This is a genomic window from Xanthomonas dyei (assembly GCF_002939865.1).
Taxonomy (GTDB): domain Bacteria; phylum Pseudomonadota; class Gammaproteobacteria; order Xanthomonadales; family Xanthomonadaceae; genus Xanthomonas; species Xanthomonas dyei.
In genome coordinates this window covers 59,638-78,775 of the sequence record NZ_MDEE01000020.1, presented here as the reverse complement: position 1 = coordinate 78,775, position 19,138 = coordinate 59,638, and the positions used below count along the sequence as shown (strand labels likewise).

The following is a 19,138-nucleotide window of genomic DNA, read 5'->3' as shown; positions in this document are numbered from 1 at the left end:
GCGCTGCTGTTTTCAGCGTGCAGCACGCCCGGATTGCCGAGCGCTCGCCATCGATTCGGCCACGGCAATCTTGTCCGCCACCGCGTTCTGCATCGGCGAGCCGGTTTCCAGCAAGCCATGCAGATGCCGCCAATGGGTGGTGGCTGCGGCGTAGTCGTGCTGCTGGAAATCGCTGATGCCCAGTAGCCACAGCCCACGCTGATTGTCCGGCTCGCGCGCGATCAGCTGCTGCAACCGCGTCCGCGAGGTCGCATCGATGGCGAAATCGCTGTGCGTCGCCATGTCGGCAGCGATCCAGCCGACGATGGCCGCGCTGGTGTCGGGCGCGATCTTCAGTGCCTGCGCGTAGGCATCGCGCGCCTCGGCGGAGCGGTTGTTCTGCTCATGCGCTTTGGCCTGTTCCATCCACGAGGTGAGCGCTGCCAGTTGCGCCTGTTCGGCAGCGCTGGGTTGCGGTGGTGCCGCATCGGCTGCAGCAGCCGTTGCGATGGGCGCCGTCTGGGGCGCCGTCACGTAGGCCGGATGTGCGATCGCATCGGGCGCGCCGACCAGCCGATACAGACCGGCGGTGGCGACGGGCAGGCCCAGCACCAGCAGGATCGGCAGCGTGTAACGTGCATTGCCATTGCGCGTAGGTGTGCGCAGCAGCGGCAGCAGTAACAGCAGTAGCGCAACCACCACCAGCGCAGCGCTCAAAAAATAAAAACCCGTCATCACCAGTCTTCCTCTGCCTGCGGTGCCACCGCTGGGCCAACGCGCGCACGTTTACGCACGGTGTGAATCACCACTACAGCGCCCGCGCCCAACATCAGCAGCGGCCCGAACCACAACAGCCAGGTGCCGCGTTTGACCGGCGGGTCGTACAACACAAAATCCGAATAGCGGTCGACCATGTACTGCTTGATCTGCGCATCGCTCTTGCCGGCCTGCAGCTGCGCGAACACCTGATGACGCAGATCGCGCGCCAGGGTGGCATTGGAATCGGCCAGGTTCTCGTTCTGGCACACCAGGCAACGCAGTTGCGCGGTCAGTTGTTGATACCGCGCTTCTTCGCTGCGGGTCTTGAACGGCAACGGGTCCACCGCCTGCGCCTGCACGCAGGGCGCGAGCACTATTCCCAACAGCAGCACCAGCAACAGGCGCAGCTTGCGCGCCTGGTCACGCCGATGCGCCTGAAAGGCGCCATATCCCAGCATCACGGTGCGCCCTTGGGCAGTGCGGTGATGGCGGGCAGCAGCTCATCGTTGATGACATCGGGGGTGAGCACGCCGATGTGCTTGTAGCGAATCATGCCCTGCGCATCGATCAGGAAGCTTTCCGGTGCGCCGTAGACGCCGAAATCGATGGCGGTCTGGCCGGCTTCATCGGCGATGACCACTGCGTAAGGATTGCCCAAGCGTGCCAGCCAGGCAGTCGCATCGGCCGGCGCGTCCTTGTAGTTGTAGCCGATCAAGGGCACACCGAGCCGGCTGGCCTGCGCCATCAGCACCGGATGCTCGTGCACGCACTCGGCGCACCAACTGCCGAACACGTTGAGCACATACGGCTTGCCCAGCAGCTGCTCACGGGTGACATGCTGGTCGGGCGCATCCAGCCGCGGCAGCGAGAAGGCCGGCGCCGGTTTGCCGATCAATGGGGAGGGCACATCACGCGGGTTGTGCTGCATGGTCCAGTAGATGCCGAAGCCGAACAGGGCGGCGACCAACAAGAACCCCAGCAAGGGCAGCATGCGCTTCACGGGTGCGACTCCTGCGCGATGATGGGCGCTTGGTATGCGGGCGATGCAGCCGCCTTGGCTGCGGAGACCGGCGCGCGGAAGCGTCGTGCGCAGGCGCTGACGAAGCCGCCCAGCATCATCAACAGGCCGCCGGCCCAGATCCAGCGGATGAAGGGCTTGTAGTACAGCCGTAAGGTCCAATCGTGTTCGATGTGCTGGTCGTCCAGCGGCTCGCCAAGCGCGACATACAGATCGCGGGTGATGCCGGGATCGATCGCCGATTCGGTCTGGATGCGTTCGCTGCTGTACAGACGTTTTTGCGGATGCAATTGCGCAATGACCTTGCCATCGCGGCTGACTTGCACGCTGCCTTGTTCGGCCTTCCAGTTCGGCCCGTCGACCAGCTGCACGCCGTCGAAGCGGAACGCGTAGCCTGCAATCTCCGCGCTCTGCCCGGGCGACAGCCGCACGTCGCGTTCGACCGACAGGCTGTCGGAGATCAGCACGCCGGCGACGAACACCGCCACGCCGGCATGCGCGATCAACATGCCGGCCATTTCTGCCGGAAAGCGCCGCCCGCGCGGCATCTCGCGCCACCGCTTGTAGACGTACAGCGCGGTGCCGGTGGCCACCCAGGCCGCCACGCCAATGCCGGCAATCGCCTTGGCCTGGCCATCGGCAAACAGGCTGCCGACCAGCGCACAGGCGATTGCGGCGATGCCGGCGCGTGCGCCCAGCGCCTTCAACGGTGCGGCGTCGGCCTGGCCCCAACGCAGGTAGGGACCGAACGGCAGCAACAGCACCACCGGCAACATCAGCAACGGGAACAACAGGCCGAAATACGGCGGCCCCACCGACACCTTGCCCAGGCCGAAGGCGTCGGCAATCAACGGGAACAAGGTGCCCAGCAACACCATCGCTGCGGCGACGGTAAGCAAGAGATTGCCGATCAGAATCGCGGTCTCGCGCGAGGCGGCGGCAAACGGTTTGCCGCTGGCGATCTTCGGTGCGCGCAAGGCGTAGAGCAGCAACGAGCCGCCCACCACCGTCACCAGGAAGATCAGGATGTACAGCCCGCGGCGCGGGTCGGCGGCGAACGCATGCACCGAGGTCAGCACGCCCGAGCGCACCAGGAACGTGCCCAGCAGCGACAGCGAGAACGCCAGGATCGATAGCAGGATGGTCCACGCACGCAGGCTGCCGCGTTTTTCGGTGACCGCCTGGGTGTGGATCAACGCGGTGCCCACCAGCCACGGCATGAAACTGGCGTTTTCCACCGGGTCCCAGAACCACCAGCCGCCCCAACCCAGTTCTGCATAGGCCCACCAGCTACCTGCCACGATGCCGGCGGTGAGGCAGGCCCAGGCCACATTGGTCCACGGCCGCGCCCAGCGCACCCAGGCCTGTTCCAGTTCGCCGCCCAGCAGCGCCGCCACCGCGAACGCAAAGGCTACCGAGAAACCGACATAGCCGGTGTAGAGTACCGGCGGGTGGAAGGTCATGCCCGGATCCTGCAACACCGGATTGAGCTCGTTGCCGTCCAGCGGAATCGGCGACAGCCGCCCGAACGGATTGGAGGTCAGCAGGATGAAAGCCAGAAAGCCCACCGACACCAGGCCGAGCACCGCCAGCACGCGTGCAGCGAAATACTGCGGCAGATGCCGGCTGAAGGCGGCCAGCAACACCGTCCATGTCGCAAGGATGGCGATCCACAGCAGCAACGAGCCTTCGTGCGCGCCCCACACCGCGGCAAAGCGGTAGTACCAGGGCAGGGCGATGTTGGCGTTGGCCGCGACATAGCCGACCGAAAAATCCAGCGACAGCAGCGACCAGGCGAGCAGGCCGAACGCCATCCACACGAACACGGCCTGGCCCACCGCTGCCGGCCGCGCGACGCCCATCAAGGCGGTATTGCCACGCCAGGCACCGATCAGCGGCAACACGCCCTGGGCAAGCGACAGCAGCAGCGCCAGGATCAGTGCGATCTGGCCGAGTTCAGGCGTCATGAGTGGGTCGCAGCGTGCGGCAAAAAGAGATTGGCGAGTGAGCGGCGCGCAGCCAACGCCGCCTCAACGCGGCGCGGCCAGCGGCACGACGGTCGCGGGGATGGGCTTGCCGACATGGCCTTCGGCCATCGCGTCCTTGAGTTCTTTCGGCATGTAGGTTTCGTCGTGCTTGGCCAGCACTTCGTTGGCGACAAAGCGTTCGCCCTGCATGCGCCCGTTGGCGATCACCGATTGGTTGTCGCGGAACAGGTCCGGCAGGATGCCGGTGTATTCGACCTGGGTGGCCGCATGTTTATCGATGACGGTGAAGCTGACTTTCAGCGAGTCGCTGGCGCGCTGGATCGAGCCGGCCTTGACCATGCCGCCGAGACGGAACTGTTGATAGCTGGCCGCGTCGCCGGCGTGCACCTGGCTGGGGGTGAACAGGTAGCTCATGTTCCGCTGCAGCGCCAGCACGATCAGCGTCACCGCGAGCGCGGCGGCGGCGATGACGCCAAGCACCAGCCACAGACGTTGTTTGCGCGTGGCATTCATGGCGCATCGCGCTCCAGCGGTGGCGCGGGCTGATCGCGCGCACGACGCGGGGTTTGCCGCTGCACCTGGCCACGCAGTTCGCGCGGCAGGCGTCGGCGTCGCAACCACGGCGCTGCCAAGTCGGCCAGCAGCACCAGCACGAACAACGCATACGACGTCCACACGTATTGGCCGTAGCCGCCCATCGCCAAAAACGTATTCATGCGGTGCGCTCCGTCAATACGATGCGGCGTGCCCAGTCCTTGCCGCTTTCCAGCGCCAGCAGCTCCACACGCACGCGGCCGAACAGACTGGCGAGGTAGTAGCACTTGGTGGCCAGCATCATCGTCAGCAACGGCCACAGCATGTCCGCGCCCATCTTTGAGGGGCCGAGCAGGCGCACGGTGGAGCCTTGATGCAGCGTGTTCCACCACACCACCGAGTAATGCACGATGGGCAGATTCACCAGGCCGACCAGCGCAAGCAAGCCGGCGGCACGCATCGCCTGACGACGGTCTTCCACCGCGTGGTACAGGCCCAGCACGCCCAGATACAGAAACAGCAGCAGCAACTCCGAGGTCAGCCGCGCGTCCCAGGTCCACCAGGTGCCCCACATCGGCTTGCCCCACAGCGAGCCGGTGCACAAGGTGATGAAAGTGAAGGCTGCACCGATTGGTGCCGATGCCATGGTCACCACTTCGGCCAGCTTGATCCGCCACACCAGCGCGATAAACGCCGACACGCCCATCGCTGCGTAGATGAAAAGACTCATCCAGGCGCTGGGCACGTGGATGAAGATGATGCGGTAGGCATCGTGCTGCTGATAATCCGGCGGCGCCAGCACCAGCCCGCCGTAAGCAGCCACCGCGCCGAGCAGCAAGGCCAGGCCCAGCGCCCACGGACGCACGCGTCCGGCGAAGCGGTAGAACGTCGGCGGCGAGCTGAGTTTATGCAGCCACAAGGGAATCCAGTTGGCCATGCCGGTGTCGTCAGTTGGAATGTTTGGAAGGCGACAGCGCATCGACGGCGGCGCCGGCATTGACCTGCAGCTGGCCGTCGGAGACCTTGCTGGTGCGCTGCAACAGGTCGCGCAGCGCAGTGGCGTCCATCGACGGCGACAGCGACAACAGCAGCGCGGCCATGCCGCTGACATGCGCGGTGGCCATCGACGAGCCGGAAGTGAAGTCGTAGCGCCCGTTCGGCTGGGTGGTCAGGATGTCCTTGCCGGGTGCGCTCAGCACGCCGGGCATGGCCGCGCTGGCGCTGCTGCTGCGAACCACCAGCACGCCGGGCACATCGTTGGGAAAGCCGTCCAGCCGCCCGTTCGGCGGCATTGCTGCGACCACGATGCGGCCCTGCTGCACCAGATGGGTAAGCATCTTGCTCAGCAGCGGGTCGGCCGGGCCGCCCAGGCTCAGGTTGACCACGCGCGCGGAGCTGTTGTTGATCGCCGCCAGCGCCTTGGCCAGGGTGAAGGTGTTGCAGCGTGCGGTGGCGCCCACCGTGGGCGCATACCAGCACGCCTTGTAGACGCTCAACATGGCCTTGGGCGCCATGCCGACGATGCCTTGATGGTTGTTGCTGCCGGCGGCAATGATCCCGGCCACTTCGGTGCCGTGCGAATCGCTGCTGGTCATGCCCGGTTTGTCGTCGACCAGGTCGTGCACGTCGCGGATGCGCGATTTCAGATCGGGGTGGTTGGTGTCCACGCCGGTATCGACCACCGCCACCACCACACCGCGGCCCTGGGTGATGGCCTGCGCGCTGGCGGCATCGGTATCGATGAAGCCGCGTTGCATGTCCACGTACGGGTCATTGTAGCCGGACAACGGCGTGGTCTTTTCCGCCGCATCGGCCGAAAACACCGAGAAATCCTGCACCGGCTGCACCAGCTCCACGCCTTCGTCGTCGGCCAGCGCGGTAACCAGCTCATCGCGCGATACGCCCGGTGGCGGCTGCAGCACGGCGCAATACAGGCCCAGCGAGGTGATCGGCCAGCCGGACACTTCGCGCAGCTTGTAACGCTGCTTGATGGCTTCCATGCGCACGGCGGCCTTCTGGCCGGCGCCGTAATAGCTGGAGGCGTAGCCGATCAGGCTGGAGCCGGCGCGGGCCGGCGGTGCGCTGAGCGGGTTGGCCACCGCCAGCAGGATGTCGCGGCTGCTGTCGGGCGTGTGCGCATCGGCAGGCGCAGGCACGGCGCCGGCGTCCTGCGCCTGCGCGTTGCCATGCAGGCCCAGTCCGGTCAGCGCGAGGAGCATGCCGATGGCGAGAAAACGGCTCATGGTGCGGAGACGATCTCGGCCAGCCGGATGCCTGGATTGGCGCGCAGCTGCTGCACGGTCCGCTGCGGCTGGGCCGGCGGCTGCGGCGCGGCAGGCACCACGGTATAAGCGCCCATGTCGTTGGGCCCACCGATCACCTGCAGTTGCTGTGCATGCAGCAGGCGGTCCCAGTCTGCCACGGTCATGCTGGCGTCCGGCACCACGCGGATGGCGCCTTGCGGCACCGGCAGCGCGGTGGCGCTGCTGAGCGTGCGGTAGTCGTGCGACGGTGCCGGCGAGGCGAGCTTGACGCCCATGACACCCAGGCCGATGGCCTGCACCAGCGCAGCGGCGGCCAGCGCACGCACGGTCCAGCTACCGGAGCGTCGTGCGGCAGGCGCCGGTGCAGTGCGGACCTCGGGCGCATCCAGGCGGCCGAGCAGGCGTTGCAGGCCGGCGTTGGCGTCCAGCTTGACCGCGCACGGCAGCGCCAGCGCCTGGCGCAGGCGATTTTGCTGAGCGAACTCGGCGCTGCACGAAGTGCATTTGGCCACGTGCGCGATCAGCCAGGCGTTTTCTTCTTCGGTGGCGCTGTCCAGCAGGACGGCCGGCATCAGTTCCCAGGCGTGCGAGCATTCCTTGCCAGGCGCGATGAAAAACGTCTTCATTGCAGGGTCTCCGTATAAGGCGTGTTGCCGGCCAGGCCGGGCAGCACATTGCGTAATTTGACCCGCGCATGAAACAGCCGGGCTTTGATCGTGCCCACCGGGCACTGCATGATTTCGGCGACTTCTTCCAGCTTGTGGCCGACGCCGTAGACCAGTTCGATCACCAGGCGCTGATCCGGCGACAGCCGTTCCATGCCTTTGTCCAGCCAGTCGCGCAGCTCGCGGTCGTCGTTGTCGTCGGTGCTGGGGGCGTGGTCTTCCACCACGGCGGTGTCGTCGATGGCTTCGCCGTCGTGCTGGCGCAGGCATTTGAGCCCGCAGCGGTAGGCGATGCCCATGATCCAGGTCGACACCTGCGAGTCGCCGCGGAAGTCGCCAGCCTTTTGCCAGGCGATCCAGAAGCAGTCGTTGATGGCTTCTTCGATGATGTCCGGGCGGCGCGTCAGGCGCGACAAGAATCGGCACAGGCGGCCGTGGTAGCTGTGGTACATGCTCGCCAGGGCGTCGCGATCGCCCGCAGCCATGCGGCGCAACAGCATGCGGTCGGTGGCGTCGCCAAGGGTATCGGAGTCATTCATCGAAGCAGACATGGCGTAAGACACCCTTAGGTGCCCCCAGACGGAGAAAAGGTTGCGTTTGGATCAGAAACTGCGGGAGACCATGCCCACCCACTGCAGTGCACCGGGGCCGTTCTGCGCGCGCGGGGTATTGCTGCTGGTCAGCACCCGGTCCAGCTTCACTGCCCATGCCGCGCGGCTCCACTTCATGCCCAGTTGCCCATACCGATAGCGGCCGGAACTGGCAGCGCCGTAGGTCATCGCCGGAAAGTCCGAGATGCCGGCGCCGGCCGACAGGCTGAAATCCCCGGTCAGCGGCACGTTGGCGGTGACGTCGACCACCTTGTTCCAGGGCGAGCGTTGCGCGCGCGGGAAATTGAAGGTGGACAGCGAGAAAGTGAGCGTGTCGCGGTAGGACCAGGCCAGGCTGGCTTCCTGGCGGTCGAAAGTGCGCGACTGGCGGTCGGCCGGATAGGCGTAATACAGCAGGCTGGCCTGCATCTGCCAGCGATCGCCCAGCATCCAGCCACGCGCGCCCTGCAACGTGAGCGCCACCGGTTTGCTGAAAGAAGGCGACTGCAGCGCCGCGGAGGCCGACATCGACCAGCCGGGCGCGGGCAGCCAATAGCCGGCCGCCTGCAAGGTGACGCGGTTGGGGGCGATGGAGATGCCGCGGTCGATCAGGGTGGACGCCACCGCCACTGCGCCGCCGACGTTGTCTGCCATTGCGGGCCCGCAGGGGCTCACGACCAGCGCGAGCAGCAACGCGCGAGGTATCTCCAGGCGGCGGCGATGCTGTCTTGCAACGCCGCACGCCGGCCATGACTGCCCGTCGCAGACGGCATGGCGTCGCGGTCGGGAAGGTGGCTGCTGGGCGGACGAAGCGTTCAACAAGGGCGGGGCATGAACCGATGCGGTGCGCGATAGTGACCCATCACGCTGGGCGAGACCGCCCTGTGTGTGGCGGTTCCGTCCGTATACGCGAAGGGCTCGTGTCAGGCAACGCGGGTCCGTGCACCTTTGCAGGTGCAGCGGTGACCCGGATGCAGGCCGCGGACACTGCGGCCGGCGGGCTGTACCGGGCTTGAAGCGTTTTTCACAATGGCATGCGTTTCGTTCAGGCCCGTGCGAGCGATACCGCAAGCCGGCACGTCCGTCGGGCCCGCACCGGGCCCGCTCGCCCCCTGCCTGCTGGCCCGTCCGGTGCTACCGGAGCGGGCCGGCCTGTCGTCAACGCAGGGTGCTGAGATAAGCGATCAGCGCGTCGAGTTCCTTGTCGTCTTCGAGCCCTTCGTACTTCATCTTCGTATTCGGAAACGTGGCCTTGGAATTCTTTTTGAGGAAGTCCTTGAGGCTGGCGGTATCCCAGGTGCCCTTGCCCGGCTTGAGATCGGCCGAGTAGCCGCTGAAGTCCGCCACGCTTCCGGCGGGACGGTTGACGATGCCGAACAGGGACGGGCCTTTCTTGTTCTTGCCTTGCGTGGCGCTGTGGCACTCGGCGCATTCGCTGATGAACACGCTCTTGCCATCGGCGGCGCGTGCCGAGCCGGGCAGCAGTGCGCCGGCCAGCAGCAAGCCGGCCAGCGGCGCGCATAACAGGGTGGTGTGGAATGACTTCATTGGGGTCCTTACGCGTGGGGAATCAGAACGTCAGATTGACCGACATGGTGAAGCTGTCCAGATCGCGCGGGTTGGTGATCGGCGGGCCGCGGAACACGTTGGACGTGCTGCCGTTGAACTTGTCGAACCGGAACCAGCCGGCCGACAGGCGCAGGTTGGCGATCGTGGTGTAGGTGCCTTCCTTGCCGAACGGGGTCCAGTACAGAAGGATCAGGTTGCTGGTGGTGTCCGGAATGCCCACTGGCGAGTAACGCGCGGCATCGAACGAGCCGGTGTTGATCATGTGCGAGGCCAGTACGCCGTAGGTCTGCTTGAACGCGTAGTTCATGCTGATGGTCTGATCGCGCACGTTGCCGCGTTCCAGCGCGGGCATGGTCGGGTCGGCCGACATCAGCGGGCTGCCGTACTTGCGGCGCTCGTAGATGTTGACGTAGGCCAGCGACATCACGTGCTCGCGGGTGCCCAGGAACTGATAGGTCAGGTCGTAGCCGAAGTCGGTGAGGTCGTCGCTGGGCCCGTTGCGCGGACGCTGGCGGCGCGTGTTGAGCGCCGTCAGGCCGACCGAGAAGAACTGCCGCTTCATGTCCTTCATATAGGCAAGCCGCGCATAGCTGGTGTCGCTGAGCTTGCCCGGGTCGCCGTTGATCGGCCAGCCGAGGCGATCCTGCGCAGACGGCGACAACGCGCTGTAGCTGCCGACTTCGCCGTACCAGTTGCGGTCGTACAACCCGTACACGCTGGCGCCGATGACGCGGTTGGACAGCGACGAAGAGCTGAGCATGGTGGATGCGCCGCCGTTGGAGGCCGGCGTCAGGGTGGAGGCATTGGGCAACACATGGATCGGGTCGGAGATGCCCGGATTGTTGTTGACGCTGACGCCGATCATGGTGTCCTTGCCGGCCATCTGGAACGGCTTGCTGACAAAGCGCAGATCCACATCGTCCAGGCGCGTATCGAAGGTGGCGTTGCCGCTGTTGTTGGAGCGGATCTTGGAGTAGCCACCGATGTTGTCGTTGACGCGGCCGGCCAGATACAGATCGGCCTGGGTCAGGCGTGCGGTGCTGTCGCCGCGGCTGGGATTGCTGCGCGCCCAGGTGAGCTGGCCGGACACCGGAATCTTGGTGCCTTCGCCATTGGTATCGGTGAAGCCGCCCAGCTTGAAGCGCATGCCGTAGGGCGTAAGCGACGGACCGTAGGCACCGATATGGCAATCCGCGCACGAAGAACCGGTCTGGCGGGCGAACGCGGGAATCGCCTGCGCTCGCGTACTGGCCAGCAGCAACAACGGGCCGGACACGCACAACAAGGACGTCAGGGAGGCGGTGCGCGATGCGTGGGCGCGGCGCGAAGCAGGCTGGGAAATAGGCATGGAAAGTCCTTGTTCGACGGTGCGGGGTTCAACGGAGAGAGAGCGGGCCAGGGCGAGGCAGGTGCGGCGACTCATGCGCGCTTGCCTGGCAACACGCGGTACAGCAGGCCATCGCGCAGCACCAGGTGGTGCCACAGCGCGGCGCCGATATGCAGGATCACCAAGGCCAGCAGCGCCCAGGCGGCATTCAAATGCCACACGCCCAGGGTGTCGCCCAGATCGGGGTCTGCCTCGATGAGATTCGGCAGCGCCAGTCCGAACAGATAGACCGTCTTGCCGAACGCGTTGCTCAGCGACCAACCGATCAACGGCAACGCAAGCATCAGCCCGTACATCGCCAGATGGGTGCCGCCTGCGGCCAGGCGCGTGATCAACGATGCGGGCGGGCCGGGCGGCAGTTTGCGCAGCCGTAGCCGCAGGCCGACGCGCAACACGAACAGCAGCAACACCATCAGGCCGAAGTGGCGGTGGCCTTCCAGCAGCCATTGACGCAATGCGCGCCCATCGAGCTCGGCGCGCAACAGAATCAAACTCGCCGCCATCACCAGGCACAGCACGGTGAGCCAGTGCAGCACCCGCATCGCTTTGGGCAAGGGCGTGACGCGTGCCGCTGGCGCGGCCTGTGTCGAGGATGGCAGCGTTGTGGCGCTGCCGGTGGCTGCCGTGTCGGGCGCCTGGGGGGATGGATGCATCTGGTTGGTGTCCTCACCGGTGGTGGTCGTTGGTTCCGGCAGTGCGTGTTGCGCTGCCAGGCCTGGCTCCCCACGCCGGCCGGAACTGCGGCCAGGTGAACGTGCACCGATATGTGCGGTGCTGCCGGTGAAAGGTTGCATCGCCACAACGAATTTTTATCGTGCCGGAGCACATTTCGATGCGCGATTGCGCATATGCGCACCTGGCTTCGCGGTGCCGTGACCCGGCGCAACCTTTCGCGCATCCCGACGCACTCAGGCATGTCGCACTACGTGCAGTCAGCGGTTACGCCCCGGAACCATGGCCTTCGAACCCATCCAGTTGCATACCCACGGCGACGATCGCGGCCTGCTCATTTCGTTGGAGCAGGAGCGCAATGTCCCGTTCGAAATACGCCGCGTGTACTACCTGTTCGGCACTCGCAGCGGCGTACACCGTGGCCAGCACGCGCACCGCCGGCTCAATCAGCTTGCGGTGGCCCTGCATGGCTCGGTGACGATCCTGCTGGATGAAGGCAAGGGCGATGGCCCGACCGAAGTGACCTTGAACGATCCCTCGCAAGGCCTGCTGCTGGGCCGCATGGTCTGGCGCGATCTGCACCATTTCAGCCCAGACTGCGTGCTGATGGTACTGGCCGACCAGTTCTACGACCCGGGCGATTACATCCTGGATTACGACGAATTTCTGGGCGAAGTGCGTGGGGAACATCGCCTGGATGCATGCAGGTTGGAAGCATGAGCCTGCGCAAACCCTTGGTGATCGTCGGTGCGGGCGAGTTTGCGCAGATCGCCTGCGAATACTTCCAGTACGACAGCGACTACGACGTGGTCGCCTTCAGCGTGGAGCGCGATTTCCTGCTGCGGCCCACCCTGGCCGAGTTGCCGGTGGTGGCCTACGACGAACTTGAGCAGCGTTATCCGCCCGATCGGTACGCGGTGTTCGTTGCGATTCCGGCAACCCAATTGAACCGCTTGCGTATGCGCTTCTACGAAGACGTGGTGCGCCGTGGTTACCGCTGCGCCACGTATGTCAGCTCGCGTGCGTTTGTCTGGCGCAATGCGCAGATCGGTGACAACAGTTTCATCTTCGAAGGCAATGTCGTCCAGCCGTTTACCAGCATCGGCAACAACTGCATCCTGTGGAGCGGCAACCATATCGGGCACCGCACCGTGGTGCAGGACCACGTGTTCATCGCCTCGCACGCGGTGATTTCCGGTTATTGCGAGATCGGCAGCGGCAGCTTCGTCGGCGTCAACGCCACCCTGAGCGACACGGTGCGTGTTGCCGCAGACAACATCATCGGTGCCGGTGCACTGGTGACGCGGCACACCGAGGCCGGGCGTGTGTACGTCGGTTCGCCGGCGCGCGCGGTGGCCGGCAGGTCCAGCTTCGACGTGGAGCTCTGAGGCCATGTTTACCTGGACCAAGCGCGGGTTGGTCTTCGATGTCGCGCGCGATGGCGTGGGCGGCTGGATGCAGCATGCGGCGCTGACGCCGACGCCGTACCGGCTGTCCGCGCAGGTGTTGCGCGTGTATGCCGGTTTTCGCGACAGCCAGGGCGTGAGCCGGATCGGCTATGTGGATGTGCGCGCCGATGCGCCGACGCAGATCGTTGGTGTGAGCAAGGTGCCGGTGCTGGACATCGGGCGCGATGGCTGCTTCGACGATAACGGCATGATCCTGGGCGACGTGGTCGCCGGCCCCGACGGCTTGTACATGTTCTATGTGGGCTTCCAGCTGGTGGCCAAGGCGAAGTTTCTGGCATTCACTGGCCTGGCGATCTCGCGCGATGGCGGCGAGACGTTTCAGCGTCGTCAGGAAACGCCGCTGCTGGACCGCGCCCCGGGCCGTAGCACCATTGCAGCGGTGCATTCGGCACGCTACGAAGATGGGCGCTGGCGGCTGTGGTACGCGGTGGGCGACGATTGGGAGACCATCGGCGGTCAGCCGTATCCGCGTTACCACATCCGCTATGTGGAGACCGACGACCTGCGCTGCATTCCGGTGGCCGACAGCGTGTGTCTGCTTCCGCGCGATGACGAATACCGCATCGGACGCCCGCGGGTGTACCGGCTGGACGAGCGCTATCTGATGTACTTCACCCGCGGCGACACCCGTGGCGGCTACTTCCCCGGCATCGCGTTCAGCCGCGATGGCGTGCACTGGGAGCGCGAGGATGCTGCGCTGGGCCTGCAGTTGTCCAGCGAGGGTTGGGATGCGCAGACGCTGTGCTACCCCGCATTGATCCAGCAGGGCGAGCGGGTGTTGATGTTCTACAACGGCAACGCGATGGGCCAGGCCGGCTTCGGCCTGGCCGACGCGGCCTTGCCGGTGGAGCTGCAGGGCTGTCATGTATTCGGTTAGGCCTTACGTCGCCAGCGACGCGCTGGCCTGGGATGCGTTGGTGGCGTGCTCGCGCAACGGCAATCTGTTGCATCGGCGCGGCTACATGGACTATCACGCCGACCGTTTCGTGGATGCCTCGTTGCTGGTGGAACGCGGCGGCGAGGTGCTCGCGGTGTTTCCTGCCAGCGTGCAAGGCGATTGCGTCAGCAGCCATGCCGGTCTCACCTACGCCGGCCTGCTGTCGTCGACGGCCATGCGCGCCAGCGGCACCTTGCAGGTGTTCGAGCAGATCGCCGCGCATTACCGCGCAGCCGGCATGCGCGAGATCGTCTACAAGCCGGTGCCGCATGTGTTTCATGCGTATCCGGCCGAAGAAGAGCTGTATGCGCTGCATCGGGTTGGCGCACAGCTGTATCGACGCGATCTGTCGTCGGTGATTGCCTTGCGTCAGCCGTTTGCCTTCAGCGCCGAGCGGCGGCGCTCGATCGCCAAGGCGCGCAAGGCCGGCGTGCACATCCAGACCGGCACCACGCTTGATGCATTCCATGCCTTGCTTGGCGAGGTGTTGCAGCGGCATGGCGTGGCGCCCACCCATCGGCTGGACGAACTGCAGCTGCTGCAGAGCCGGTTTCCACATCACATCGTGCTGCACGAGGCGTGCGCTGATGGGCAGCTGCTGGCCGCCGCGCTGGTGTACGACTTTGGCCGCAGCGTGCATACCCAGTATCTGGCGGTGTCCGAACGCGGGCGCCAGCTGGATGCGCTGAGCCTGCTGCTGGCCGAGTTGATCACCCAGGTGTATGCGGCGCGCGACTACTTCAGTTTCGGCATTTCCACCGAACACGGCGGGCAGGTGCTCAACGAGGGTTTGGTCGAACAAAAGGAGCGCTTCGGCGCACGTGCGGTTGTGCAGGATTTCTATCGATGGACCTTGTAATGGATGTGCCGTTCCTGGATTTGCGTGCGGTCAACGCACGTTACGCGGATGAACTCAAGGCCGCCGCCGCGCGGGTGATCGATGCCGGCTGGTATGTGCTCGGCCAGGAACTGGCTGCATTCGAGGAAGAGTTCGCCGGTTACTGCGGTGCGGCGCATGCGGTCGGCGTGGGCAATGGGCTGGACGCGTTGTCGCTGATCTTGCGCGGTTACCGCGAACTGGGCGTGCTGCGCGAGGGCGATGAGATCATCGTGCCGGCCAATACCTTCATCGCCACATTTCTGGCGATCAGCCAGAACCATCTGGTGCTGGTGCCGGTGGAGCCGGACCCGGTCACCTTCAATATGGACACGGCCAGTGTGGAAAAGGCGATCGGGCCACGCACCCGCGCCATCATGGCGGTGCATCTGTACGGTCAGCTTGCCGACATGGCGGCGCTGCAGACGCTGGCGCATCGCTACGGGTTACTGCTGATCGAAGATGCAGCGCAAGCGCATGGTGCAACCGTGCAGGGCAAGCGCGCAGGTGCTTTCGGCGATGCCGCCGCGTTCAGTTTCTTTCCCACGAAAAATCTTGGTGCGCTGGGCGATGGCGGCGCAGTCGTGACTTCCGATACGCGATTGGCCGAGCGTATCCGCGCGCTGCGCAACTACGGCTCGGAGGTGAAGTACCAGCATCTTTATCAGGGCGTGAACTCGCGCCTGGACGAGCTGCAGGCCGCCTTGTTACGCGTCAAGCTGGGTTATCTGGATGAAGAGATCGCATTGCGGCGCGCGGTGGCGCGGCGTTACCTGCAAGGCATCGACAACCCCTTGATCGTCTTGCCGACAGTGGTCTCAGACGAACAGCATGTCTGGCATCTATTCGTGGTGCGCAGCCCGCAGCGCGATGCCTTGCAGGCGCATCTGCTGCGGCATGGCATCCATACCCAGATTCATTACCCGGTGCCGCCGCATCGGCAGCCGGCCTACGCAACGCTCGGTGATGCCTGTTTGCCGGTGAGCGAACGCCTGCACGCCGAAGTGCTGAGTCTGCCGATGGGCCCCGCGCTGGATGCAGCGTCGGTGGAACGCGTGATCGCCGCCTGCCAGTCGTTCGGCGCCGGCGCATGAATCTGGTGCGCAGCAGCGCCTACACCGGCGTCGCGACGCTGGCGAAGTTGCTCGCTGCGCTGGTGGTGGTCAAGTTGGTCGCCGTCTACGCGGGGCCGCAGGGCGTGGGGCGACTCGGCCAGTTTCTCAATGTGATGTCGGTGCTGGCGGTGTTGGCGGGTGGTGGCATCAGCGCCGGTATCGTCAAATACGTCGCCGAGTACCGCGACGACCCGCCGGCGCAGGCGCGCTTGCTCAGCGCGGCGTTGTGGTACGCGTTCTGTGCGTCCTGCGTGCTGGCGGTGCTGGCGGTGGCGTTCAGCGGGTTGCTTGCCGAGCGCCTGTTGGGCGATGCCAGCTATCAACCGCTGATTTGCGTGCTGGCAGTCGCACAGTTGGGCATCGCGCTGGTCAATTACATTCTTGCAGTGATCAACGGTTTCATGGATGTGCGCCGCCTGGCCATCGTGCAGGTGAGCGGCGCGGTGATGAGCGTTGCGCTGGTGGCATGGCTGTCCAGCATGGCGCAGCTGCAGGGGGCATTGCTCGCACTGGTGCTGGGGCAGGTGGTGTGGCTGTTGGCGGGGGTGCCGGCGCTGCGGCGCAGCCCGTATTTTCGGCGCGAGATGTTGCGCCCGCGCTTCGATGCCGTCATGACGCGTCGGTTGGCGGCCTTCTCGGTGATGACGCTCACCTCCACCTTGGTGCCGCAGCTGGTATTCATTCTGGTGCGCGACCATCTGGTTGCCCGGTTCGGGTGGGAGCAGGTGGGCTACTGGCAGGCGGTGAGCCGGGTGTCGGATGCCTATCTGCTGTTTTTCACCACCGCCATCAATGTGTATTACCTGCCCAAGCTGGCCTCGTTGGATGCGCGTGCCGCATTGGGGCGCGAGCTGCGCGCTGCGTATCGTTACGTGATGCCGGCGGTGATCGCGATGGCGTTGGGTGTGTATGTGTGCCGCGATTGGGTGACCTGGCTATTGTTCGACCCGCAGTTTGCTGCGGCCAGAGCGTTGTACGGCCCGCAGCTGGTGGGCGATGTGGTCAAGATCGCCGCCTTCGTGTTGTCGTATGTGATGTTGGCCAAGGCCATGACGCGCCTGTTCGTGGTGTCCGAGTGCGTGTTTGCCGCCAGCTATCTGGGGTTGGTGTACCTGTTTACCGGGCACTTCGGGCTGATCGGTGCGATGTACGCCTTTGTCGCCAACTACGTGCTGTATCTGCTGTTCAATATCGTGGTGGTGCGGCGCTATCTGGTGCAGTTGGCATGAACGATCTTACGCAACCGGCAGGGCGCGCGCGCTGGCCGTTGGTGTCGGTGCTGATCCCCGCGTTCAACCATGAGCGCTTCGTCCAGCGTTGCCTGGACAGTGTGCTGGAGGACCCGTACCCGAGCAAGGAAATCGTCATCATCGACGATGGCTCCAGCGATGCCACCGGCGAGAAGATCGCGCAGTGGATCGCTACCCACGGGCATCGGCTACCGGTGCAGTTCGTGCAGCGGGCCAATCGCGGCGTTGCGGCCACGCTCAACGAGCTGGCCTTGCGCGCGAACGGCGAGTTTCTTCGCCTGGGGGCCAGCGACGATTATCTATTGCCCGGCGGGCTGGATGCGCAGGTGCGCTATCTACGCGCGCATCCGCAGACGCTTGCGGTGATCGGCGATGCCTGCGTGGTCGATCAGCATGGAAAACAGCTGCATGACAGTGCGATGCGCGATCTGCATGGGGTGGATGTCGCTCTGTATCGTTCCGAGCAAGGCATCCGCCGCGCGGTGATCCGCCAATGGGCCGTCAGTGGTGCCGTCGCCTTGTTGCGGCGCGGCGCCTTCGATGCGCGCAGTGGCTGGGACGAAGCGCTACGTATCGAAGACTGGGATTTTTTCCTGCGCCTGGCTGCGCGCAACGCGCTGGGGTTCATCGATATGCAGGTCTGTGCGTATCGGTTGCACGGCAACAACCTCAGCAAGACGACGAACGTGCCGGCACGCATCGCCAATCTGAGCGAGTCGCGACAGGTGGCATTGCGCTGCGCGGCGTTGTTCGATGAACCCGATCGCACGCTGCTGCACGCGCAGTCGCGCTACATCGCCGCCAAGGTGGCGTTCCTGCAGCGCCGGCCTCATGCGGTGATCGCTCACCTGCTGGCCTATGCGTGGTTGTCGCTGCCGGCCGCATGGCGGCCCAAGCCCGCGCGCAATGCGACGGAGCCGGCGTGAGCATGTTGCTGCGACGGCCTGCGACCTACCTGGCCTTGCCGATGCTGCTCAGCTGCGCGTTGACGCTGCTGACCTATACGCTGCCGGACGGCTACCTCGACGGCATCGTGTTGCTGGCGATCGCTGCGGCGGCGACCTTCGCCCTCGATGCTGCGCTGCGCACCCGCTTGCCCGCGGTGGAAGCGTTTCGCCACTATCGCTACGCCGGCACCCGCGATGCGTGTGTGGCGATGACGCTGGCAGCGGTGGTCACGGTGTTCTGCATTGTCGACGTGGTGGTGTTTCCGATTCCGTTGTTCAGCGATCCATCGTCGTACGCCACCTTGAGCCCGCTGCGCTCGCACGTGCGGCATATCTCCAACATGTGCTGGATCCTGCCGCCGATCGCGTTGCTGTGCGTGCGCCATCGCGGTCTGCGCGCGGCGATGGTGACGTTTGGGTTTGTGTTCCCGATTGTGGTGATCGACCGCAATCGTATCTTTGCCGGCCTGTTCTCGTTCGTGCTGGTGATGTTGCTGCGGCGTGATCCAGCGCGCCCGTTGCCGTGGAAAACGATCGGGGTGCTGGCGCTTGCGGGTGGCGGCGTGTTTTCGGTACTCGGTGCCTTGCGTTCCGGCTCGCTGGCAACCGTGGCACTGCCATTCAGCGCGTTCTACCGTGCCATGCCGCAAGGCGTGCAATGGCTGCTGCTGTACATCAGCGCCGGGCCTTACAACTTTGGCGCCATCCTCGCCAAGGGGTACGAAAACGCCAGTTTTCTGGTCAACCAGCTGGTGCCGTTCAGCGGGTCCATTGCCACCGCCGGCACCAGCATTCCGCTGGATGCGCCCAACATCAATGTGGGCACCGAGTTCTTTCCGTTCCTGATGGCCTGGGGCGCGCCGGGGGCGTTGCTGGCGCTATTGGCGCTGTATGCCGGCCTGGTGTGGAGCGTGCGCCGGCTCAATGGCTCGCTCTCGATTTTTCATGTGCTGATCTTCCTGCGCATCGCCTACGCCTGCCTGATGTCGCCATTCGCGCCTCAGGCATTCACCTGGACCAACCTCGGCTTCATTGCGCTCTGCCTGGTGCTGCACGCCTGCACCGTGTTGTTGCCCAGCCGCCATGCAGCACACCCGTCTGTCGCCTAAGCGCGGCAA

The 19,138-nt window shown here is 65.2% G+C and carries 22 protein-coding genes; 8 read left to right on the top strand and 14 right to left on the bottom strand.

What is annotated here, in order from left to right; all coding sequences use genetic code 11:
- Positions 1 to 12: 12 nt before the first annotated feature.
- The 14 genes from XdyCFBP7245_RS14135 to XdyCFBP7245_RS14070 form a co-directional block, all read right to left on the bottom strand.
- Positions 13 to 714, bottom strand: a complete 702-nt coding sequence (locus XdyCFBP7245_RS14135; protein ID WP_104616211.1) for a tetratricopeptide repeat protein — start codon at positions 712 to 714, stop codon at positions 13 to 15.
- Positions 714 to 1,196, bottom strand: coding sequence for a cytochrome c-type biogenesis protein (locus XdyCFBP7245_RS14130; protein WP_104616210.1), 483 nt, complete (start codon positions 1,194 to 1,196; stop codon positions 714 to 716). The genes XdyCFBP7245_RS14135 and XdyCFBP7245_RS14130 overlap by 1 nt, the downstream gene beginning before the upstream one ends.
- Complete coding sequence (locus tag XdyCFBP7245_RS14125) at positions 1,196 to 1,738, bottom strand: DsbE family thiol:disulfide interchange protein (protein ID WP_104616209.1); 543 nt, start codon at positions 1,736 to 1,738, stop codon at positions 1,196 to 1,198. Before XdyCFBP7245_RS14125 ends, XdyCFBP7245_RS14130 begins: the two co-directional genes overlap by 1 nt.
- Entirely contained in the window at positions 1,735 to 3,723 is a 1,989-nt protein-coding gene (locus XdyCFBP7245_RS14120; protein WP_104616208.1) for a heme lyase CcmF/NrfE family subunit, read from the bottom strand. Before XdyCFBP7245_RS14120 ends, XdyCFBP7245_RS14125 begins: the two co-directional genes overlap by 4 nt.
- 63 nt (positions 3,724 to 3,786) lie before the next feature.
- The gene (gene ccmE, locus XdyCFBP7245_RS14115; RefSeq protein WP_104616207.1) at positions 3,787 to 4,257 is read right to left on the bottom strand and encodes a cytochrome c maturation protein CcmE; all 471 of its coding nucleotides are present in this window, start codon (positions 4,255 to 4,257) and stop codon (positions 3,787 to 3,789) included.
- The gene (gene ccmD, locus XdyCFBP7245_RS14110) at positions 4,254 to 4,460 is read right to left on the bottom strand and encodes a heme exporter protein CcmD (RefSeq protein WP_104616206.1); all 207 of its coding nucleotides are present in this window, start codon (positions 4,458 to 4,460) and stop codon (positions 4,254 to 4,256) included. Before ccmD ends, ccmE begins: the two co-directional genes overlap by 4 nt.
- A complete protein-coding gene (locus tag XdyCFBP7245_RS14105; protein ID WP_104616205.1) occupies positions 4,457 to 5,215 on the bottom strand; it encodes a heme ABC transporter permease in 759 nt (252 codons plus the stop codon). The genes ccmD and XdyCFBP7245_RS14105 overlap by 4 nt, the downstream gene beginning before the upstream one ends.
- Positions 5,216 to 5,225: 10 nt before the next feature.
- Positions 5,226 to 6,521, bottom strand: a complete 1,296-nt coding sequence (locus XdyCFBP7245_RS14100) for a S8 family serine peptidase (protein ID WP_104616204.1) — start codon at positions 6,519 to 6,521, stop codon at positions 5,226 to 5,228.
- The gene (locus XdyCFBP7245_RS14095; protein ID WP_170068650.1) at positions 6,518 to 7,168 is read right to left on the bottom strand and encodes a zf-HC2 domain-containing protein; all 651 of its coding nucleotides are present in this window, start codon (positions 7,166 to 7,168) and stop codon (positions 6,518 to 6,520) included. Before XdyCFBP7245_RS14095 ends, XdyCFBP7245_RS14100 begins: the two co-directional genes overlap by 4 nt.
- On the bottom strand, positions 7,165 to 7,758 hold the full coding sequence (locus XdyCFBP7245_RS14090) for a sigma-70 family RNA polymerase sigma factor (RefSeq protein WP_211287703.1): 594 nt from the start codon (positions 7,756 to 7,758) through the stop codon (positions 7,165 to 7,167). The genes XdyCFBP7245_RS14095 and XdyCFBP7245_RS14090 overlap by 4 nt, the downstream gene beginning before the upstream one ends.
- Before the next feature lie 51 nt (positions 7,759 to 7,809).
- Positions 7,810 to 8,451, bottom strand: coding sequence for a hypothetical protein (locus XdyCFBP7245_RS14085; RefSeq protein ID WP_244907816.1), 642 nt, complete (start codon positions 8,449 to 8,451; stop codon positions 7,810 to 7,812).
- 504 nt (positions 8,452 to 8,955) lie between these two features.
- Complete coding sequence (locus XdyCFBP7245_RS14080) at positions 8,956 to 9,345, bottom strand: c-type cytochrome (RefSeq protein ID WP_104616200.1); 390 nt, start codon at positions 9,343 to 9,345, stop codon at positions 8,956 to 8,958.
- 22 nt (positions 9,346 to 9,367) lie between these two features.
- Entirely contained in the window at positions 9,368 to 10,714 is a 1,347-nt protein-coding gene (locus XdyCFBP7245_RS14075; RefSeq protein WP_104616199.1) for a cytochrome C, read from the bottom strand.
- A 71-nt stretch (positions 10,715 to 10,785) separates the two neighbouring features.
- Positions 10,786 to 11,406 carry a cytochrome b gene (locus tag XdyCFBP7245_RS14070; RefSeq protein ID WP_104616221.1) on the bottom strand — a complete coding sequence of 207 codons (621 nt, stop codon included), beginning with the start codon at positions 11,404 to 11,406 and terminating at the stop codon, positions 10,786 to 10,788.
- Positions 11,407 to 11,707: 301 nt separating this feature from the next.
- Here XdyCFBP7245_RS14070 and XdyCFBP7245_RS14065 point away from each other — a divergent pair, with 301 nt between their 5' ends.
- Genes XdyCFBP7245_RS14065 through XdyCFBP7245_RS14030 form a run of 8 tightly spaced genes read left to right on the top strand, consistent with a single transcriptional unit; the run spans position 11,708 to position 19,129 of the window.
- Entirely contained in the window at positions 11,708 to 12,145 is a 438-nt protein-coding gene (locus tag XdyCFBP7245_RS14065) for a sugar 3,4-ketoisomerase (RefSeq protein ID WP_104616198.1), read from the top strand.
- Positions 12,142 to 12,813 (top strand): acetyltransferase, encoded by a 672-nt coding sequence (locus tag XdyCFBP7245_RS14060; RefSeq protein WP_104616197.1) that lies wholly within the window; start codon positions 12,142 to 12,144, stop codon positions 12,811 to 12,813. The genes XdyCFBP7245_RS14065 and XdyCFBP7245_RS14060 overlap by 4 nt, the downstream gene beginning before the upstream one ends.
- A 4-nt stretch (positions 12,814 to 12,817) precedes the next feature.
- Entirely contained in the window at positions 12,818 to 13,771 is a 954-nt protein-coding gene (locus XdyCFBP7245_RS14055; protein ID WP_104616196.1) for a glycoside hydrolase family protein, read from the top strand.
- On the top strand, positions 13,758 to 14,690 hold the full coding sequence (locus XdyCFBP7245_RS14050) for a GNAT family N-acetyltransferase (protein WP_104616195.1): 933 nt from the start codon (positions 13,758 to 13,760) through the stop codon (positions 14,688 to 14,690). Before XdyCFBP7245_RS14055 ends, XdyCFBP7245_RS14050 begins: the two co-directional genes overlap by 14 nt.
- Positions 14,690 to 15,802 (top strand): DegT/DnrJ/EryC1/StrS family aminotransferase, encoded by a 1,113-nt coding sequence (locus XdyCFBP7245_RS14045; RefSeq protein WP_104616194.1) that lies wholly within the window; start codon positions 14,690 to 14,692, stop codon positions 15,800 to 15,802. Before XdyCFBP7245_RS14050 ends, XdyCFBP7245_RS14045 begins: the two co-directional genes overlap by 1 nt.
- Positions 15,799 to 17,052: an O-antigen translocase gene (locus XdyCFBP7245_RS14040; protein ID WP_104616193.1), complete on the top strand. Its 1,254-nt coding sequence runs from the start codon at positions 15,799 to 15,801 to the stop codon at positions 17,050 to 17,052. The genes XdyCFBP7245_RS14045 and XdyCFBP7245_RS14040 overlap by 4 nt, the downstream gene beginning before the upstream one ends.
- Positions 17,049 to 17,999, top strand: coding sequence for a glycosyltransferase (locus tag XdyCFBP7245_RS14035; protein ID WP_104616192.1), 951 nt, complete (start codon positions 17,049 to 17,051; stop codon positions 17,997 to 17,999). The genes XdyCFBP7245_RS14040 and XdyCFBP7245_RS14035 overlap by 4 nt, the downstream gene beginning before the upstream one ends.
- The gene (locus XdyCFBP7245_RS14030) at positions 17,996 to 19,129 is read left to right on the top strand and encodes a hypothetical protein (protein WP_211287702.1); all 1,134 of its coding nucleotides are present in this window, start codon (positions 17,996 to 17,998) and stop codon (positions 19,127 to 19,129) included. The genes XdyCFBP7245_RS14035 and XdyCFBP7245_RS14030 overlap by 4 nt, the downstream gene beginning before the upstream one ends.
- The last annotated feature ends 9 nt before the right edge of the window (positions 19,130 to 19,138 follow it).